The 18,778-nt window shown below is 70.0% G+C and carries 18 protein-coding genes and 1 tRNA gene; 13 read left to right on the top strand and 6 right to left on the bottom strand.

All coding sequences use genetic code 11. The features are described from left to right. The first annotated feature begins 138 nt into the window (after positions 1-138). The 5 genes from paaA to paaE are packed head-to-tail and all read left to right on the top strand — an operon-like array spanning position 139 to position 3,690. Positions 139-1,110 (top strand): 1,2-phenylacetyl-CoA epoxidase subunit PaaA, encoded by a 972-nt coding sequence (gene paaA, locus ACFUN8_RS04655; RefSeq protein WP_383631364.1) that lies wholly within the window; start codon positions 139-141, stop codon positions 1,108-1,110. After that, positions 1,107-1,397 (top strand): 1,2-phenylacetyl-CoA epoxidase subunit PaaB, encoded by a 291-nt coding sequence (gene paaB / locus ACFUN8_RS04660; protein ID WP_189106154.1) that lies wholly within the window; start codon positions 1,107-1,109, stop codon positions 1,395-1,397. Before paaA ends, paaB begins: the two co-directional genes overlap by 4 nt. Beyond that, a complete protein-coding gene (paaC, locus tag ACFUN8_RS04665; protein WP_383631368.1) occupies positions 1,394-2,134 on the top strand; it encodes a 1,2-phenylacetyl-CoA epoxidase subunit PaaC in 741 nt (246 codons plus the stop codon). The genes paaB and paaC overlap by 4 nt, the downstream gene beginning before the upstream one ends. Then, positions 2,128-2,634 (top strand): 1,2-phenylacetyl-CoA epoxidase subunit PaaD, encoded by a 507-nt coding sequence (paaD, locus tag ACFUN8_RS04670; RefSeq protein ID WP_383631371.1) that lies wholly within the window; start codon positions 2,128-2,130, stop codon positions 2,632-2,634. Before paaC ends, paaD begins: the two co-directional genes overlap by 7 nt. Then, a complete protein-coding gene (gene paaE, locus ACFUN8_RS04675) occupies positions 2,635-3,690 on the top strand; it encodes a 1,2-phenylacetyl-CoA epoxidase subunit PaaE (RefSeq protein ID WP_383631374.1) in 1,056 nt (351 codons plus the stop codon). It abuts the gene before it with no gap. Positions 3,691-3,765: 75 nt separating this feature from the next. Here paaE and ACFUN8_RS04680 read toward each other — a convergent pair whose 3' ends face one another. Beyond that, positions 3,766-4,698: a sigma-70 family RNA polymerase sigma factor gene (locus tag ACFUN8_RS04680; protein ID WP_383631377.1), complete on the bottom strand. Its 933-nt coding sequence runs from the start codon at positions 4,696-4,698 to the stop codon at positions 3,766-3,768. A gap of 79 nt (positions 4,699-4,777) precedes the next feature. Here ACFUN8_RS04680 and ACFUN8_RS04685 point away from each other — a divergent pair, with 79 nt between their 5' ends. Beyond that, positions 4,778-5,548 (top strand): FMN-dependent NADH-azoreductase, encoded by a 771-nt coding sequence (locus ACFUN8_RS04685; RefSeq protein WP_383631380.1) that lies wholly within the window; start codon positions 4,778-4,780, stop codon positions 5,546-5,548. 7 nt (positions 5,549-5,555) lie between these two features. On the opposite strand, the gene ACFUN8_RS04690 is transcribed toward ACFUN8_RS04685, so the two are convergent. From ACFUN8_RS04690 to ACFUN8_RS04705, 4 genes are all read right to left on the bottom strand, one after another. Beyond that, positions 5,556-5,900 carry a rhodanese-like domain-containing protein gene (locus tag ACFUN8_RS04690; RefSeq protein ID WP_382562069.1) on the bottom strand — a complete coding sequence of 115 codons (345 nt, stop codon included), beginning with the start codon at positions 5,898-5,900 and terminating at the stop codon, positions 5,556-5,558. An 86-nt stretch (positions 5,901-5,986) separates the two neighbouring features. Next, a complete protein-coding gene (locus tag ACFUN8_RS04695; RefSeq protein ID WP_383631383.1) occupies positions 5,987-6,910 on the bottom strand; it encodes a J domain-containing protein in 924 nt (307 codons plus the stop codon). A gap of 103 nt (positions 6,911-7,013) precedes the next feature. Then, the gene (locus tag ACFUN8_RS04700; protein ID WP_383631386.1) at positions 7,014-8,459 is read right to left on the bottom strand and encodes a DUF2252 domain-containing protein; all 1,446 of its coding nucleotides are present in this window, start codon (positions 8,457-8,459) and stop codon (positions 7,014-7,016) included. A gap of 128 nt (positions 8,460-8,587) precedes the next feature. Beyond that, the gene (locus tag ACFUN8_RS04705; protein ID WP_383631389.1) at positions 8,588-8,962 is read right to left on the bottom strand and encodes a winged helix-turn-helix transcriptional regulator; all 375 of its coding nucleotides are present in this window, start codon (positions 8,960-8,962) and stop codon (positions 8,588-8,590) included. 103 nt (positions 8,963-9,065) lie between these two features. Between ACFUN8_RS04705 and ACFUN8_RS04710 the strand changes: the two genes are divergently transcribed. Further along, positions 9,066-9,677, top strand: a complete 612-nt coding sequence (locus tag ACFUN8_RS04710; RefSeq protein ID WP_383631392.1) for an FMN-dependent NADH-azoreductase — start codon at positions 9,066-9,068, stop codon at positions 9,675-9,677. 276 nt (positions 9,678-9,953) lie between these two features. On the opposite strand, the gene ACFUN8_RS04715 is transcribed toward ACFUN8_RS04710, so the two are convergent. Then, positions 9,954-10,040: transfer RNA gene (locus ACFUN8_RS04715), tRNA-Leu, on the bottom strand. Positions 10,041-10,354: 314 nt separating this feature from the next. Between ACFUN8_RS04715 and ACFUN8_RS04720 the strand changes: the two genes are divergently transcribed. The 6 genes from ACFUN8_RS04720 to pknB all read left to right on the top strand — a co-directional run bounded on the left by ACFUN8_RS04720 (position 10,355) and on the right by pknB (position 18,727). After that, positions 10,355-11,230 carry an FhaA domain-containing protein gene (locus ACFUN8_RS04720; protein ID WP_383631395.1) on the top strand — a complete coding sequence of 292 codons (876 nt, stop codon included), beginning with the start codon at positions 10,355-10,357 and terminating at the stop codon, positions 11,228-11,230. Positions 11,231-11,240: 10 nt separating this feature from the next. After that, positions 11,241-11,756 (top strand): FHA domain-containing protein, encoded by a 516-nt coding sequence (locus ACFUN8_RS04725; RefSeq protein ID WP_023540225.1) that lies wholly within the window; start codon positions 11,241-11,243, stop codon positions 11,754-11,756. Positions 11,757-11,897: 141 nt separating this feature from the next. Further along, on the top strand, positions 11,898-13,421 hold the full coding sequence (locus ACFUN8_RS04730) for a Stp1/IreP family PP2C-type Ser/Thr phosphatase (protein ID WP_383631398.1): 1,524 nt from the start codon (positions 11,898-11,900) through the stop codon (positions 13,419-13,421). Positions 13,422-13,446: 25 nt separating this feature from the next. Beyond that, positions 13,447-14,856: an FtsW/RodA/SpoVE family cell cycle protein gene (locus ACFUN8_RS04735; protein ID WP_383631401.1), complete on the top strand. Its 1,410-nt coding sequence runs from the start codon at positions 13,447-13,449 to the stop codon at positions 14,854-14,856. Continuing rightward, positions 14,853-16,316, top strand: a complete 1,464-nt coding sequence (locus tag ACFUN8_RS04740) for a peptidoglycan D,D-transpeptidase FtsI family protein (RefSeq protein ID WP_383631404.1) — start codon at positions 14,853-14,855, stop codon at positions 16,314-16,316. The genes ACFUN8_RS04735 and ACFUN8_RS04740 overlap by 4 nt, the downstream gene beginning before the upstream one ends. Before the next feature lie 401 nt (positions 16,317-16,717). Continuing rightward, a complete protein-coding gene (gene pknB / locus ACFUN8_RS04745) occupies positions 16,718-18,727 on the top strand; it encodes a Stk1 family PASTA domain-containing Ser/Thr kinase (protein ID WP_383631407.1) in 2,010 nt (669 codons plus the stop codon). The last annotated feature ends 51 nt before the right edge of the window (positions 18,728-18,778 follow it).

Here is an 18,778-nt window from a genome sequence, read left to right on the forward strand (position 1 = left end):
GTCTTTCCACAGTCGGTTATCCACAGGGTTGACACCCTACGGGCCGCCGACCGACCATTGAAGTCCATGAACCGAACGATCGGTCGGTAGGGGGCCCGGATGACGGCAGTGACCGAGGGGACGGCTGTGGAGGCGACGATGGAAACGACGGCAGAGGCACACGAGGCGGCGTTCGACACCGCCGTGGCCGCCGACGAGCGCATCGAGCCCCGCGACTGGATGCCGGAGGCCTACCGCGCATCGCTCGTCCGCCAGATGGCCCAGCACGCGCACTCGGAAATCATCGGCATGCAGCCGGAGGCGAACTGGATCACCCGCGCCCCCTCGCTGCGGCGCAAGGCGATCCTGATGGCCAAGGTGCAGGACGAGGCGGGGCACGGACTGTATCTCTACAGCGCGGCGGAGACGCTGGGCACGAGCCGGGACGAGCTGCTCGACAAGCTCCACGCCGGCCGCCAGAGGTATTCGTCGATCTTCAACTATCCGACGCTGACCTGGGCGGACGTCGGCGCCATCGGCTGGCTGGTGGACGGCGCCGCGATCACGAACCAGGTCCCGCTCTGCCGCTGCTCGTACGGCCCGTACGCCCGCGCGATGGTCCGTATCTGCAAGGAGGAGTCCTTCCACCAGCGCCAGGGGTACGAGTCCCTGCTCGCCCTCAGCCGTGGCACCCCCGCGCAGCACGAGATGGCGCAGGACGCGGTGAACCGCTGGTGGTGGCCCTCGCTGATGATGTTCGGCCCGCCCGACGACGAGTCGGCCCACTCCGAACAGTCGATGATCTGGAAGATCAAGCGGCACTCGAACGACGAATTGCGCCAGCGCTTCGTGGACATCTGCGTCCCCCAGGCCGAGGCACTCGGCCTCACACTCCCCGACCCGGACCTGAAGTGGAACGAGGAGCGGGGACAGCACGACTTCGGGGCGATCGACTGGAACGAGTTCCGCGAGGTCCTGAAGGGCAACGGCCCCTGCAACGAGGAGCGGATCAGCCAGCGGCGCCGCGCGCACGAGGAAGGCGCCTGGGTACGCGAGGCGGCGACGGCGTACGCGGCGAAGCACAGCGGCACCGCCGACGGCACCAACCCGGAGAATGAGGCGACGGCATGAGCGGATCGACCCAGTGGCCTCTGTGGGAGGTGTTCGTGCGGTCCCGCCGTGGGCTCTCGCACACGCACGCCGGAAGCCTGCACGCCCCGGACGCGGAGATGGCCCTGCGCAACGCGCGCGATCTCTACACCCGCCGCAGCGAGGGCGTGTCGATCTGGGTGGTTCCCTCCGCCTCGATCACGGCGTCCTCGCCGGACGAGAAGGACTCGTTCTTCGAGCCGGCCGGCGACAAGCCGTACCGGCACCCGACGTTCTACGAGATCCCGGAGGGGGTGCGTCACCTGTGAGCGCCCCGACGGACACGGCCACCACGACCGCGGCCCTCGCCCTCGCCGACGACGCGCTGATCCTGTCGCACCGGCTGGGGGAGTGGGCGGGACACGCACCCGAGCTGGAAGAGGACGTGGCCCTCGCCAACATCGCCCTGGACCTGCTCGGCCAGGCCCGGATCCTGTACTCCCTGGTGGGGGACGAGGACGAGCTGGCCTATCTGCGCGAGGAGCGCGCCTTCCGCAACCTCCAGCTGGTCGAGCAGCCGAACGGCGACTTCGCCCACTCGATCGCCCGCCAGCTCTACTTCTCCACCTACCAGCGGCTGCTGTACGGCCGGCTGGCCACCGGGGACGGTCCCTTCGCCGGACTCGCCGCCAAGGCCGTGAAGGAAGTCGACTACCACCAGGACCACGCCGAGCAGTGGGCCCTGCGGCTCGGTGACGGCACCGCCGAGAGCCATGAGCGGATGCAACGGGCCTGTACGGCGCTGTGGCGGTTCACCGGCGAGATGTTCCAGCCCATCGGCGACGGCGTCGAGCTGGACGGTGTCGACAGGCAGGAGCTGGAGGAGCGTTGGCTCTCCTCCGTCACCGCCGTGCTGGAGCGCGCGACACTGACGCTGCCCGACGGACCACGCTCCGGAGCGTGGACGGCGGGCGCCGGCAGGCAGGGCCTGCACACCGAGTCGTTCGGCCGCATGCTCGCCGAGATGCAGCACCTGCACCGCAGCCACCCGGGGGCGTCATGGTGACCGGGACGAGCCAACCGACCGCGCTGGAGAGCGAACTGCGCGCGCTCGCCGGCTCCGTGCCCGACCCCGAGCTGCCGGTGGTGACGCTGGAGGAGCTGGGCGTGCTGCGCGCCGTCCATGTCTCGGGCCCCGGCCGGGTCGAGGTCGAACTGACCCCGACCTACACCGGCTGCCCGGCGATCGAGACCATGTCCTCGGACATCGAACGCGTGCTGCACGAGAACGGGATACCGGACGTCACCGTCGTCACGGTGCTCTCCCCCGCCTGGTCGACGGACGACATCAGCGCCGAAGGCCGCCGCAAACTCGCGGAGTTCGGCATCGCACCGCCCCGCCCGCACAGCACGGACGGACCGGTCCCGCTCACCCTCGCCATCCGCTGCCCGCACTGCGGCTCGACGGACACCGAGCTGCTGAGCAGGTTCTCCTCCACCGCGTGCAAGGCGCTGCGCCGCTGCTCGGCCTGTCGTGAACCGTTCGACCACTTCAAGGAGTTGTAGATGTTCCATCCGCTCCGCGTCAGCGAGGTCGAGCGGCTCACGGACGACTCGGTGACCGTCACCTTCGCCGTGCCGCCCGAGCTGGACGAGACGTTCCGGCACACACCGGGTCAGCACATCGCGCTGCGCCGTGTCGTGGACGGCGAGGAGATCCGTCGTACGTACTCGATCTGCGCGCCCGCCGGTGAGCGCCCCGAGCTGCGGGTCGGCATCCGGCTGGTCGAGGGCGGCGAGTTCTCGACGTACGCCCTCAAGGAACTCACCGTGGGCGACACGGTCGAGGTCATGGAGCCGACCGGCCGCTTCGTGCTCGCGCCGCGCGCCGGGCACTTCGCCGCGATCGTCGGCGGCAGCGGCATCACCCCGGTGCTGTCCATCGCCTCGACGCTCCTGGCCCGGGAGCCGGACGCCCGGTTCTGTCTGATCCGCAGCGACCGCACGGTGGCTTCGACGATGTTCCTGGAGGAGGTCGCCGACCTCAAGGACCGCTACCCGGACCGCTTCCAGCTGGTCACGGTCGTGTCCAGGGAGGAGCAGCAGGCCGGGCTTCCCTCGGGCCGGCTGGACGAGGAGCGGCTGGCGGAACTGCTGCCCGCGCTGGTCCCGGTGGACAGCGTCGACGGCTGGTTCCTGTGCGGCCCGCTCGGCCTGGTCAAGGGGGCGGAGCGGGCGCTGCGCGACCTCGGCGTCCGGCGGACCGTGATCCACCAGGAGATCTTCCACGTGGACGACGGCGCGCTGGGCACAGCCACACCCGCCGCCGCGTCGGTCACCCCGGCCGGGAGCACGCTCACGGCGACGCTCGACGGCCGTTCCGGCAGCTGGCCCGTCCACGACGGGGACTCCCTGCTGGAGACCGTGCTGCGCAGCAGGGCGGACGCTCCGTACGCGTGCAAGGGCGGCGTCTGCGGGACCTGCCGGGCCTTCCTCGTCTCGGGCGAGGTACGGATGGACCGCAACTTCGCCCTGGAGCCCGAGGAGACGGAAGCGGGTTACGTGCTGGCCTGCCAGTCCCATCCGGCCACCGCCGAGGTCGAGCTGGACTTCGACCGCTGACCATCCCCGACAATCGTCGGCAACCACCGGCAACGGCCCACCGAGCCACCGCACCCGCGTCCCGCCCGCCCGCCGTCAACGGGCGGGCCCGTCGGCCGGTGGGCCCAGTACGGCCAGGTCGAGGCCGCGCAGGCGCCCGGGGTCGGCGAACACCTCGAACGCGGTGATCCTGTCGCCCTCGACCGTGCACGTGAGGGCGTAGAGCAGCCGTCCGTACGGCGCCACGACCACGCCGACCGCCCCGTTCACGAGCGCCGTCTCCGCGAACCGCGACCTGCGCTTGAAGTGCACCGTCTCCCGCGCCACCGCCCGCGCGCCGCGGACCTCGGTGGCCGCTCCCCCGGGCAGTGCCTGAGGGTCCGCCCGGCGTACGACGTCGGGGGCCAGCACCGCGAGCAGCGCGTCGAGGTCGCCCCCGCGCGAGGCGGCGAGGAACGCGTCGACCACCACCCGGTGCCGGTCCAGCTCGGCGCCGGGGATCTCGGTGGTCCCCCGCACCCGCTGCCTGGCCCGGCTGGCGAGTTTCTTCGTGGTGACCGGTGACCGTCCCACCAGCGGGGCGATCCGGTCGAACGGCATCGCGAACATGTCGTGCAGGACGAAGGCGACCCGCTCGGCGGGGCCGAGGGTGTCCAGCACCACGAGCATCGCCCGGCCGACCGAGTCGACCAGCACCGCCTCACCCTCGGGATCACCGCCCGCCCGCTCGGCGCCGGCGGCCCACGGCCGGTCGGGGACCCGCTGCCCCACCGGATCCTCCCGCCGTGACGTACGGGAGCGCAGCATGTCGAGACAGACGCGGGAGACGACCGTCCGCAGCCAGGCGGCCAGATTCCCCACCTCCGCGCCGTCGACCCGGCTGAGCCGCAGCCAGGTCTCCTGGACGGCGTCGTCCGCCTCGGCGAGCGAGCCGAGCATCCGGTAGGCGACCGCCCGCAGCTGGGCGCGGTGCGCCTCGAACCGCTCCGCCAGCTCGTCCTGCCCCCGCCGCCGCGCTCTCTCGTCCATCGGTCAGGTCACCTTTCCTCGCCCCGGCCCGTCCAGTGAATGACGTAACCGAACGAGCAGAAGTGACGGAGCGACCCCTATGACCACCGACACACCCCACGCGCCCGAGGCGATCCAGGAAATCCCGGCAGCCCGGTCCGGTACGCCCACCCTGCTGCAGCTGGATTCCAGCGCCGACAACACCAAGGAATCCGTCAGCAGGCAGCTGACCGCCCTGTTCGCGGACACCTGGCGCGCCCTGCACGGCCCGGCCGGCCACCGGTACCGCGACCTGGCCGCCGACCCCGTACCGCTGGTGTCGTCCGCCTACGCCACCCTCGGCCGTCGGGTGGAACGTCACGGCACCGTCCCGCCCTCCGCCGTGGCGGCGCTGGCCGACGGCGCGGCCGAGCGCCGGGAGTGGGCGCTGACCCTGCCGCTGATCACGGAACTGCTGGCCGCGGACACCGTGCTGGTCGGCGTCCCGATGTACAACTTCTCGATACCGGCCTCGCTGAAGGCGTGGATCGACCGGCTGACCTTCCCCGGCGCCTATGTGGACCCGGACACCGGAGGGAGCCTGCTGCGCGATACGCGGGTGGTCGTCGTCACCGCGCGCGGCGGCGGATACGGCCCCGGCACCCCACGGGAGGCGTACGACTTCCAGACGCCCTATCTGCGTACGTATTTCGGCGCACTCGGGGTGGCCGACGAGAACCTGCTTTTCACGCACGCCGAGATGACGCGCTCGGGCGACGTCCCGGGACTGGCCCGGTTCCAGGAGATGGCGGCGCACTCCCTGGCGGCGGCCCGGACCGCCATGACCACCGCGGCGGGCCGGGCCGACGGGCCTGCGGAGAAACGCCGGTGACGACTCGTCAGAGCACGAACGCCGGGCTGCCGTTGTCGGTGACCATCGGGCGGCCGGCGCCGTCCCAGGCCTGCATCCCGCCCTCGATGTTCGCCGCGTCGATGCCCTGCTGCACCAGATACTGGGTGACCTGCGCGGACCGGCCACCGACCCGGCACATGACGAACGCCTTGCGCCCGTCGGCCACCGCCTCGGTCACCTCACCGAAGCGCGCCACGAAATCGCTCATCGGGATGTGCAGCGCGCCTTCGACATGGCCCGCCGCCCATTCGTCGTCCTCACGGACGTCGAGCACCAGACCGTCGGACGGTACCGCCGCGACATCCACCGCGGGCAGCTGGGCGAAACTCATGTGATGTGCCTTCTCTCGTACGTGTGTGTCTGCCGGTGCGGCAGGTGCAGCGGGTGCGACGGGTACAGCCTCGCGTACGGGACGCGCTACTGCTGCACCAACCTGGCCAGTTCGGACTCGCGTCCCGAAACCTCGGCGAGCAGTTGCTCGGCGATCTCCTCCAGCAGCCGGTCGGGATCGTCGGGCGCCATCTGAAGCATCGCGCCGATCGCGCTCTGCTCCAGATCCTTCGCGACCAGCGTCAGCATCTCCTTGCGCTGGGCCAGCCACTCCAGCCGGGCGTACAGCTCCTCGCTCTCGCTCAGGCGCGGCTCCTGCGGCGCGGGCCCCGCCGCCCACTCCTCGGCGAGCTGCCTGAGCAGCGCCTCGTCCCCACGCCCGTAGGCCGCGTTCACGCGGGCGATGAACTCGTCGCGCCTGGCCCGCTCGGTGTCGTCCTGTGCGAGATCCGGATGCGCCTTGCGGGCCAGGTCGCGGTAGAGCTTGCGCACCTCGTCGGTCGGCCGCACCCGCTTCGGCGGCTGCACGGGCTGATCGGTCAGCATCGCCGCGGCCTCCGGCGACAGACCGTCGGAGTCGAGCCAGTCGTGGAACAGCTCCTCGATCCCCGGCATCGGTTGCACCATCGCCCGCGCCTCACGCGCCTTGCGCAGATCCTCGGGGTCGCCCGACCGGGACGCGCGGGCCTCGGCGATCATCGCGTCCAGCTCGTCCAGCCGCGCGTACATGGGGCCGAGCCGCTGGTGATGCAGCCGGGAGAAGTTCTCCACCTCGACCCGGAACGTCTCCAGCGCGATCTCGAACTCGATCAGCGCCTGCTCGGCGGCCCGCACGGCCCGCTCCAGCCGCGCCTCCGGCCGCTCGCGCCCCGGCGCCTCCGCGACGCCCTCCGCGCCCTCCGCGCCCCCGGCGGCACCCGTCGTCGTATCCGTCGTCGCATCGGGCACGTCTGGCACGTCCTGCTCGTCGTCGTTACGGATCGTCGGCTCCCCGAAGGCGTCCTGCGTCACCCGTCCAGCCTACGGGCCGAACGCACCCCACTCCTTCACATCCCCGGCCCCACGCCCCGCCTCGCCGCTCGGATCCCGGGCCCCGCCCCGGATCCCGCCACCCTCACACCCCGAGCTCGGCGGCTATCCGTCCGCTCCTGACGGCCGTCACCAGCTCCGCGTGATCCGCCTCGGTCCGGTCCGCGTACGCGACGGCGAAAGCCGCGACCGCCTCGTCCAGCTCCTCGTTCTTGCCGCAGTAGGCCGCGACGAGCCGCGGGTCCACGCTGTGCGCATGAGCCCTGGCCAGCAGCGCCCCGGTCATCCGCGCGTAGTCGTCGACCTGGTCGGCCGGGAGCGCCGCCGGATCCACACTGCCCTTGCGGTTCCTGAACTGCCGTACCTGATACGGCCTGCCGGCCACCGTCGTCCAGCCCAGCAGGTTGTCGCTGACGACCTGCATCCGCTTCTGCCCGAGCACCACCCTGCGCCCCTCGTGCTCCACACCCGGCGTCTCGAACCCCGCCGCCTCCACGAACGGCAGCAGCGCCGACGCCCGCGCCTCCTTCACCTGGAGCACCAGCGGCTCGCCCCGGTGGTCCAGCAGCAGCACCACGTACGACCGCGTCCCGACACTGCCGGTGCCGACCACGCGGAACGCCACATCGTGGATCGCGTACCGCGCGAGCAACGGCAGCCGGTCCTCCGAGAGCGTGCCCACGTACTCACCCAGCGCGGCCGCGACCGCCGCGGCCTCCTCGTCCGGCACCCGCCGCAGCACCGGCGGCGCGTCGACGAAGCGCCGCTGCGCCACCGCGTCCGCGCTCCCCGCGTCGTCCACGACCTCGGTCGACTTGGCCGCGAACCGCGCGCTCGTGTTCTTGCGCGCCTTCTCCGACACCCGCTCCAGCGTCCCCACCAGGTCACGCGCGTCCGTGTGGGAGACAAGCTCCTCGTCGGCGATCGCGTTCCACGCGTCCAGGGCCGACAGCTTCGACAGCAGCCGCATCGTGCGCCGATACGCGCCCACCGCGTCCTGGGCGCCGCGCCGGCACGTCTCCTCGTCGGCGCCGGCCTCCCGCCCGGCGAGCACCAGCGAGGTCGCGAGCCGTTTGACGTCCCACTCCCAGGGGCCGACCACCGTCTCGTCGAAGTCGTTCAGATCGATGACGAGGCGGCCTCGCGCGTCCCCGTACAGCCCGAAGTTCGCCGCGTGCGCGTCACCGCAGATCTGCGCGCCCGCGCCCGTCACCGGCGTCCCCACCAGGTCGTACGCCATCAGTCCGGCCGCGCCCCGCAGAAACGCGAAGGGCGTCGCGGCCATCCGGCCCACCCGCAGCGGCGCCAGCTCGGGCACCCGGTCGCGGCTCGACTCCTCGACGGCCCGCACCGCGTCCGGCCGCGCGGCCGACAGCACCAGCGAATCGTGCGAAGACCTCGGCACCCGCTCCCGCAGCGCCTTCCCCGCGTCCTTCGGCGTGCTCCCCGTCCCGCCCGCCGTCACGCGCCGCGCGAAGCCCGGCACCACCGGAATGCGCTCGTCCGTCACCACCGAACCGACCTCGCCCATGGCGCGCCGCCTCCCCCGCTGTCCTCGCCAACATCAACTGCCCACGACGGTACAGCCGTGCCCCGACGGCCGCCTCCCCCTGTGGATAACCCCTCAACTACCCCGGGTGACCCCACTCCGGGCAGCCGCTACTCCCGCTCCGGGCACCCGCTCTCGCCGGCCAGATGCTTCTCGGCCCACCGCCCCAGCTCCCGTAGCGCGGGCTCCATCGCCGCCCCCGCCTCCGTGAGCCGGTACGCCACCCGCAGCGGCGGCCCTTCCTCGACCTCGCGCACGAGCAGTCCGGCCGCCGCCAGCTCCGTCAGCCGGTCGGAGAGCATGCGTTCGCTGATGCCCGGGATCGCCCGCCGCAACTCCGCGAAGTACACGGCGCGTTGCAGGAGGACGGACACGATCAGCCCCGTCCACCGCTTGCCGAACAGCTCGAAGACGCGCGTCATCCCCACGTCGGCCGGCTTGCACGGATCAGCCGGCCCGCACGGGTCCCCACAGGTTCCCTCCATACGGCCAGCGTACTGCGAACCCATGAGGACCTAAGAAAAAGTAAGCTACTGTGTTATCCGTAGGTACGAACGAATCCGCTCACCCCCACCCATGGAGACCCTCATGGCCACACTGCTGCACCTCGACTCCGCCGTTTCCCCGCAGGGATCCGCATCGCGTGACGTCACCGCCGCCTTCGTACAGGGCTGGCGCGAACAGCACCCGGAAGGCGAGGTCGTCTACCGCGATCTCGCCGCCGCCCCGCTGCCGCACCTGAACATCTCCGCCGTCGCGGCGGGCGCGGAGAACGCGCTCCGCGCGGAACTCGCCGCCGAACTGGCGGCCGCGGACGCCGTTCTCATCGGCGCCCCGATGTACAACTTCACGATCCCGTCCACCCTGAAGGCGTGGCTGGACCACGTGATCATCGTCGGCCACAACGCCGGCGAGGACAGCCCGATCAAGGGCAGGCCGTTCACGGTCGTCGCCAGCCGGGGCGGCTCGTACGCGTCGGGCACCCCGCGCGAGGACTTCGAGTTCGTCCAGAACTATCTGGAGAAGGTGCTGAACGGCATGTTCGGCGTCGAGGTCGACTTCATCGTCCCCGAACTGACCCTGGCCCACACGGTGCCCGCGATGGCCGAGCTGATCCCGCTCGCCGAGGCGTCCCGCGCGAAGGCACAGGAAGAAGCCGCACAGAAGGCCAAGGCCCTCGCCGCCCGCCTCGTCGCCTGACACGAGCCCGCGAAACGGCCCCGAACGCTCAGCCCGGGAACGCGACCCCGCCGCGCGGACCGCGAGCACGGACCGCAAGCACGGACCGAACACACAGACCGAGCAACGCTGACCCGCACCCCAGGCCGTACCGGGTGCGGGTCAGTTCGTCGCCGCCCCCGTCCGGTGACATGCGTCACCGCACGAGTCACGCCGCACAGTAGGATCCGGACATACGAGAAACGGGCCCCCGCCAGGACTTTCGTCTCTGGCGAGAACCCGTCACATCGGTTTCTCTGGTGCGCGAGGGGGGAGTTGAACCCCCACGCCCTTTCGGGCACTGGAACCTGAATCCAGCGCGTCTGCCTATTCCGCCACCCGCGCATTGGGTGTGCCGTCCGGTCTCTCACCTGCTGGTGTGATCGCCTGGCGACATCGAAAAGATTAGCACGCTGCACAGGGTGGAATCACATCCGTTTGTGTCGGCAACCCTGCCGGGGAACAAGCAACCTGGAGCGGCCTCCCCCACTCCTCCGGAGTGCACCCCGCATGCGGGACACTGTCCTGGGGCCGCCTCTACGATCCGTGTGAGAGGTGACACTCATCGACGGGGCAGACAAGGGGAACCACCCGATTTCCCCACGCGTGGATACGATCAGTAAGCAGTACCAGGACGGCAACGACGGAGGAGGTGCCCCATGGGAGTCCTGAAGCGCTTCGAGCAGCGACTCGAAGGTCTGGTCAACGGCACCTTCGCGAAGGTGTTCAAGTCCGAGGTCCAGCCCGTGGAGATCGCCGGCGCCCTTCAGCGTGAGTGCGACAACAACGCCACGATCTGGAACCGCGAGCGGACCGTCGTCCCCAACGACTTCATCGTCGAGCTGAGCGCGCCCGACTTCGAGCGCCTCAGCCCGTACTCGGGACAGCTCGGCGACGAACTCTCCGGGCTCGTACGCGACTACGCGAAACAGCAGCGCTACACGTTCATGGGCCCCATCAAGGTCCATCTGGAGAAGGCCGACGATCTCGACACCGGTCTGTACCGGGTACGCAGCCGCACCCTCGCGTCGAGTACGTCACAGGGCCCCGAACAAGGCCCGGGACCCGCACCCGCCCGCGGGGCGGCCCCCGGCCGGGGCCCCGCGGCCCCGCCGGCCGCACCGCCCGGTGGCTACGGCTACCCTCCCTCGTCCCCGCCCCCCATGCCTCCGACGCCCCCACCGGGCGCCGGGCGCCCAGGACCGGCCGCGCAGCCTCCCTCGACACCGCCCCCCGGGGCGATGCCGGGCGCCCAGGTCCGCCGCTGGATCGAGATCAACGGCAACCGCCACCAGATCTCGCGCCCCACGCTGGTACTGGGCCGCAGCACCGACGCCGACGTGCGGATCGACGATCCCGGCGTCTCCCGCCGGCACTGCGAGATTCGGACCGGAACGCCCTCGACGATCCAGGATCTCGGGTCCACCAACGGCATCGTGGTAGACGGACAGCACACCACCCGCGCTACGCTCCGCGACGGCTCGCGGATCGTCGTGGGCCAAACCACCATCGTTTACCGGCAAGCCGAAGGGTGAAGCGGGGGCAATGTCAGAGCTGACCCTGACGGTCATGCGGCTAGGTTTCCTAGCTGTTCTGTGGCTGTTCGTGATTGTGGCCGTCCAGGTCATTCGGAGCGATCTGTTCGGCACACGTGTCACGCAGCGCGGCTCACGCCGCAACGCCGACGCGCGTCCGCCGCAGGGCGCCGCCCGCCAGACCGCCGCGCCTCCCGCGCAGCGGTCGCAGGGCGGGCGCCAGCGCCGGGGGGCGCCCACGAAGCTGGTCGTCTCGGAGGGGATCCTCACCGGCACCACGGTGGCCCTCCAGGGACAGACCATCACCCTGGGCCGGGCGCACGACTCAACGATCGTGCTGGACGACGACTACGCGTCCAGCAGGCATGCCAGGATCTACCCGGACCGGGACGGCCAGTGGATCGTCGAGGATCTCGGGTCCACCAACGGCACGTATCTCGACCGGACCCGGCTCACCACCCCGACACCGATTCCGCCGGGCGCGCCGATCCGCATCGGCAAGACCGTCATCGAGCTGCGGAAGTAGTACGACAATGAGCGAGCGGAGCGAGCGAGCCGCGGCGGTCCTGACGTGGGACCGCGGCAGGCTCCCGACCGGAGGGTGGGCAGTGTGGCTCGAGACCGGCTGGCGCCACATTCGGCTGGCGAACCGACAGGAGAGGCGCGCATGAGTCTTTCTCTGCGCTTCGCCGCCGGGTCGCACAAAGGCATGATCCGGGAGGGGAACGAGGACTCCGGCTACGCCGGTCCCCGCCTCCTGGCCATCGCCGACGGCATGGGCGGCCAGGCCGCCGGTGAGGTCGCCTCGTCCGAGGTGATCTCCACGCTCGTGCAGCTCGACGACGACGTGCCGGGATCGGACATCCTCACCTCGCTCGGTACGGCGGTCCAGCGCGCCAACGACCAGTTGCGCGTGATGGTCGAGGAGGACCCCCAGCTGGAGGGCATGGGCACCACGCTCACCGCCCTCCTGTGGACGGGCCAGCGCCTCGGCCTCGTACACGTCGGCGACTCCCGCGCCTACCTCCTGCGCGACGGTGTGCTCACGCAGATCACCCAGGACCACACCTGGGTGCAGCGCCTCGTCGACGAGGGGCGCATCACCGAGGAAGAGGCCACCACACATCCGCAGCGCTCCCTGCTGATGCGCGCGCTGGGCAGCGGCGACCATGTCGAGCCCGATCTCTCGATCCGCGAAGTCCGCGCGGGCGACCGGTACTTGATCTGTTCCGACGGCCTCTCCGGCGTCGTCTCGCACCAGACCATGGAAGAGACCCTGGCGAGCTACCAGGGCCCGCAGGAGACCATCCAGGACCTCATCCAGCTCGCTCTGCGCGGCGGCGGTCCCGACAACATCACCTGCATCGTCGCCGACGTCCTGGACGTCGAGTCCAACGACACCCTCGCCGGGCAGCTCAACGACACCCCGGTCGTCGTCGGCGCCGTCGCCGAGAACCAGCAGCTGCACGCCGCCGAGAGCGACCCGTCGATGCAGACGCCCGCCGGCCGCGCCGCCGGCCTGGGCCGTCCCGTACCGCAGCAGCACCAGCCCCCTGCGGGGGGCTTCGGCCCGCCGGGCAGCGGAGACGGGGCCGGTTACGGCGGCATGCCGCCGGACGCCTCCTTCGGGGCGTACAGCGACGACGACTTCGTCAAGCCGCGCACCGGCCGCAAGTGGCTCAAGCGGTCGTTCTACATCGTGCTCGCGCTGGCGGTCGTCGGCGGCGGTCTGTACGGCGGCTACCGCTGGACCCAGACGCAGTACTACGTCGGGACCAACGACGAGCACGTCGCGCTCTACCGGGGCATCAGCCAGGATCTGGCCTGGGTCTCGCTGTCGAAGGTCGAACAGGACTTCACCAAGATCGAACTCAAGTACCTACCGCCGTACCAGCGCAAGCAGGTCGAGGACACCATCGCCGAGGGCAGCAAGGCCTCCGCGCGTACCAAGATCGACGACCTCTCCAAGCAGGCCGCGGCGTGCAAGAAGGACGAACAGCGCCGCGAGTCCGAGCGCGCGGCGAACGCGATCACCGGCGAGGGCGAGGCCGGCGGTACGACCGGGACGAAGCCGCAGACCGGCACCACCACCAACTCCAAGCCAGAAACGCCGAAAACGGCGACTCCCACTCCGGGCCCCAGCCTCTCGGAGGAGGAGCAGAAGCTGGCCTCGAACTGCGGTAAGCAGTAGCCGGCCGTAGGGGGCCTTCACCACCATGAGCGTTGTCACCAACACGACCACCATCGGCGCGATCGAAGCGCCGAGCCGCCGCAACACCGAGCTCGCGATGCTCGCCTTCGCCGTCGCCATCCCGGTCCTCGCCTACCTGAACGTCGGCCTCGCGGTCAACGACGAGGTACCCAGCGGCATGATCGGGTACGGCCTGGGCATCGGGCTGCTGGCCGGTATCGGCCATCTTGTGGTGCGTAAGTTCGCCCCGTACGCCGACCCGCTGCTGCTGCCGCTCGCCACCCTGCTCAACGGCCTGGGACTCGTCCTCATCTGGAGGCTGGACCAGTCACCCCGGCTGATCAACCGCGCGGAGCAGCAGTTCGGCGGCTTCACCCCCGACGCCCCCAAGCAACTGCTGTACTCGGCGATCGGCATCGCGCTCTTCGTCGCCGTCCTGCTGCTGCTCAAGGACCACCGCATCCTCCAGCGCTACACCTACATCTCCATGGCGGTGGCGCTGGTCCTGCTGATCCTCCCGGTCTTCTTCCCGGCCGTGAACGGCGCGAAGATCTGGGTCAGCATCGGCCCGTTCAACGTCCAACCCGGCGAGTTCGCGAAAATCATCATCGCGATCTTCTTCTCGGGCTATCTGATGGTGAAACGCGACGCCCTGGCACTGGCCAGCCGCCGGGTGATGGGCCTCTACCTGCCGCGCGGTCGCGACCTCGGCCCGATCCTCATGGTCTGGGCCATGTCGATCCTGATCCTGGTCTTCGAGACCGACCTCGGCACCTCGCTCCTCTTCTTCGGTCTCTTCGTGGTGATGCTGTACGTCGCCACGGAGCGCACCAGCTGGATCGTCTTCGGCCTGGTGATGTCCGCCGCGGGCGCGGTCGGTGTCGCGACGTTCGAGCCGCACGTCCAGCAGCGCGTCGAGTTCTGGCTGAACCCCTTCGCGGACTCCACGTGGGAGCAGAGCGAGCAGGTCGGCCAGGCCCTCATGTCGTTCGGCGCCGGTGGCACGCTCGGCACCGGGCTCGGACAGGGCAACTCCGACCTGATCGGCTTCGCGGCCAACTCCGACTTCATCCTGTCGACCGTCGGCGAGGAGTTCGGGCTCGCCGGCACGATGGCGTTCCTGCTGATCTACGGCCTGATCGTGGAGCGCGGCGTGCGGACAGCGCTCGCCGCCCGCGACCCGTTCGGCAAGCTCCTGGCGATCGGCCTCTCCGGCGCCTTCGCCATCCAGGTCTTCGTCGTCGCCGGCGGTGTCATGGGCCTCATCCCGCTGACCGGTATGACGATGCCGTTCGTCGCGGCCGGCGGTTCCTCGGTGATCGCCAACTGGGCGCTGATCGGCATCCTCATCAGAATCAGCGACACCGCGCGCCGCCCCGCACCGGCGCCCGCCCCGTCACCCGACGCCGAGATGACCCAGGTGGTCCGACCGTGAACAAGCCCCTGCGACGTATCGCGATCTTCTGCGGGCTCCTCATCCTGGCGCTGCTGGTGCGCACCAACTGGCTCCAGTACGTGGAGGCCGACGAGCTGAACAGCCACGAGCGCAACCGCCGCGTCCTGATCGAGCGGTACGGGAGCGAGCGCGGCAACATAGTGGTCGACGGCAAGCCGATCACCGGGTCGAAGAAGACGGACGACACGGACTTCAAGTTCAAGCGGACCTACCTCGACGGCCCGATGTGGGCGCCGGTCACCGGATACGCCTCGCAGGCCTTCGGCGCCACACAGATCGAGAGCATCGAGGACGGCATCCTCACCGGCAACGACGACCAGCTCTTCTTCGACCGCACGATGGCGATGTTCACCGGCGACGAGGAGAAGGGCGGCAATGTCGTCACGACCCTCGACGGTGCCGCGCAGAAGGCGGCCTTCGAGGGACTGGGCAACAAGAAGGGCGCCGTCGTCGCCCTGGAGCCGGGGACCGGCAAGATCCTCGCGCTGGCGTCCACCCCCTCGTACGACCCCTCGGTGTTCGCCGGCAACTCGCTCGACAAGGACACCCCGGCGTGGGAGAAGCTCAAGGACGATCCCGACAAGCCGATGCTGAACCGCGCGCTGCGCGAGACGTATCCGCCCGGCTCCACCTTCAAGGTCCTGACGGCCGCGGCGGGGCTGGAACACGGTGTCGTGGACGACGTCGACGCGAAGACCGAGTCCCCGCTCCCGTGGATCATGCCGGGCACGACGACGCCGCTGGTGAACGAGGGCAATATCCCGTGCGAGAACGCGACGCTCAGGGACGCGCTCCGGGTCTCCTGCAACAGCGTCTTCGGCAAGCTCGGCTATGACGTCGGCGCGGACAAGATGCTGGAGACCGCGAAGAAATTCGGTTTCAACGAGGAGCAGTTCGTCCCGGTCCGCGCCAACGCCTCGATTTTCCCTGAGGAATTGAACGATTCGCAGACGGCGCTCTCCTCCATCGGCCAGTTCGACACCCGTACCACCCCGCTCCAGATGGCCATGGTCGTCTCCGCCATCGCCAACGACGGCAAGCTGATGAAGCCGTACATGATCGACCAGCTCGAAGCCCCGAATCTTGACGTGATCAAGAAGACGGAGCCCGAGGAGATGGGCCAGCCCCTCAGCCAGGAGCACGCGCAGATGCTCCAGGAGATGATGGAGACGGTCGTCGACGAGGGCACCGGCAAGAACGCGCAGCTCCCCAACGTGAAGGTCGGCGGCAAGACCGGCACCGCGCAGCACGGCGAGAACAACAGCAAGAACCCGTACGCCTGGTTCATCTCGTACGCCAAGGACGACAACGGGTCGCCGGTCGCCGTGGCGGTCGTGGTCGAGGACAGCGACGCCACCCGTGACGACATCTCCGGTGGTGGTCTCGCCGCCCCGATCGCCAAGGACGTCATGAAGGCCGTGATCGACGGCAAGAAGTAATCGGGATATCCCGCAATGGCCCGGACAGCTGCCGACGCTGTCCGGGCCATTGTCGGACCGAACGGCAAACCGCACGACGGGGCCGCCGATAAACACGGGATAAGTTTCCCTCTACACCGAACCCGACGAACACGACGAACACGGCGTGGACATAGCGGCGGACATAGCGGCGGAATTTCCGAAGAATCGAAATTCGGCCGCCGATGTCCGGCCGGTGATCTGTCTCACCATCAGCGCCGCGAGCATTAACGACCGATATGTGGCCATTCAAGTACCAGTCCTGTATCAGCTACCAGGGACGGTCGGACCGGATGCGGCGTGCCCGGTAGCGTATGCGCGAACAGCACACCGCCGGACCGCACACCGGTGCGGTCGGGACAGACGGAGAGGGCTGGAACAGTATGGAAGAGCCGCGTCGCCTCGGCGGCCGGTACGAGCTGGGCTCGGTGCTCGGCCGTGGTGGCATGGCCGAGGTGTACCTCGCGCACGACACCCGGCTCGGCCGCACCGTCGCTGTGAAGACGCTGCGGGCCGATCTCGCCCGCGACCCGTCCTTCCAAGCCCGGTTCCGCCGAGAGGCCCAGTCGGCCGCCTCGCTCAACCACCCCGCGATCGTCGCTGTCTACGACACGGGTGAGGACTACGTCGACGGGGTGTCCATCCCGTACATCGTGATGGAGTACGTCGACGGGTCCACCCTGCGAGAGCTGCTGCACTCCGGGCGCAGACTGCTGCCCGAGCGCACGCTGGAGATGACCGTAGGCATCCTCCAGGCGCTGGAGTACTCGCACCGCGCCCAGATCGTCCACCGCGACATCAAGCCGGCCAACGTCATGCTGACGCGCACCGGCCAGGTCAAGGTCATGGACTTCGGCATCGCCCGCGCCATGGGCGACTCCGGCATGACGATGACCCAGACCTCCGCGGTCATCGGCACCGCGCAGTACCTCTCGCCCGAGCAGGCCAAGGGCGAGCAGGTCGACGCGCGCTCCGACCTGTACTCGACCGGCTGTCTGCTCTACGAGCTGCTGACCGTGCGACCGCCCTTCATCGGGGACTCACCGGTCGCCGTCGCGTACCAGCACGTACGGGAGGAGCCGCAGGCGCCGAGCAACTTCGACCCCGAGATCACGCCCGAGATGGACGCGATCGTGCTGAAGGCGCTCGTCAAGGACCCGGACTACCGCTACCAGTCGGCCGACGAGATGCGCGCCGACATCGAGGCATGCCTCGACGGCCAGCCCGTCGCGGCCACGGCGGCGATGGGCGCGGTCGGTTACGCGGGCGGCTACGGCGGCTCCGACGACCAGCCCACCACGGCCCTGCGCGCCGCCCCGCCCGGCGGCGGCCAGACGTCGATGATGCCGCCGGTCAACCCCGACGACGGCGGCGGCTACGGCAACTACGACGACCGTCCGGACCGGCGCCGGCAGAAGAAGTCCAACACCTCGACGATCCTGCTGATCCTCGCCGGCGTCCTGGTGCTCGCGGGCGCCATCCTGATCGGCAAGGCCGTCTTCGGCGGCGACAGCGGCAGCTCGGGCAAGATCGACGTGCCGCAGCTCGTGGGGGAGACCTTCGAAGAGGCGAAGGGGCTGGCGAGCAACGCGTCGGTCGAGCTGTCCCAGTCCGGGACGGAGCGGTGCGACCAGCCCAAGGGCGCCATCTGCTCCCAGAATCCGGCGTTCGGCGGAAAGATGACCCAGGGCGACACCATCCAGGTCGTCGTCTCCGAGGGTGCGCCGAAGGTCCAGGTGCCCGACGTCGCCGACGAGGCCGTCGAGGACGCCACGAAGACCCTTGAGGACGCGGACTTCAACGTCGAGACCAAGCAGGTCGAGAGCGACCAGGACCCGGGCACGGTCGTCAGTCAGAAGCCGAACGGCGGCTCGGAGGCGGAGAAGGGCTCGACGGTCACGCTCTCCGTCGCCAAGCAGGCGCAGGTCCCGGTGCCGCCCGTGACGGACAAGCCGTTCGAGGAGGCGAAGAGCCAGCTCGAAACGCTCGGCTTCACAGTCGCGCGTACCGACGTGGACTCCGACAAGCCGGCGAACACCGTCGTCGACCAGAACCCGGCGGGCAACTCCAAGGCGCCCAAGAACAGTCAGATCACGCTCCAGGTGTCGAAGGGTCCGCCGCAGCCGGAGAAGGTGCAGATCCCCGGTGACCTCGGGGGCAAAACCGTCGCCGAGGCGAAGGCCCAGCTGGAGGGCCTCGGTCTGGTGGTCGCACTGGCACCGAACTCGCCGAACGATCCCAACGCGCGGGTGATCACGAGCAATCCGCAGCCCGGCCAGCCGGTCGACAAGGGCAGCACCGTGACGCTGTTCGTGAATCCCGTGGGCAACGGGAACGACGGGGGCGGGGACAACGGAGGCTTCATCGGCGGCGGGCGGGGCGACGAGGACTGAGGCCGCCGCCTCCTGAGAAGAATCCTGAGCAGTTGAAGAAGCCCCGGCATC

The organism is Streptomyces sp. NPDC057307 (genome assembly GCF_042667665.1).
Classification (GTDB): Bacteria; Actinomycetota; Actinomycetes; order Streptomycetales; family Streptomycetaceae; genus Streptomyces.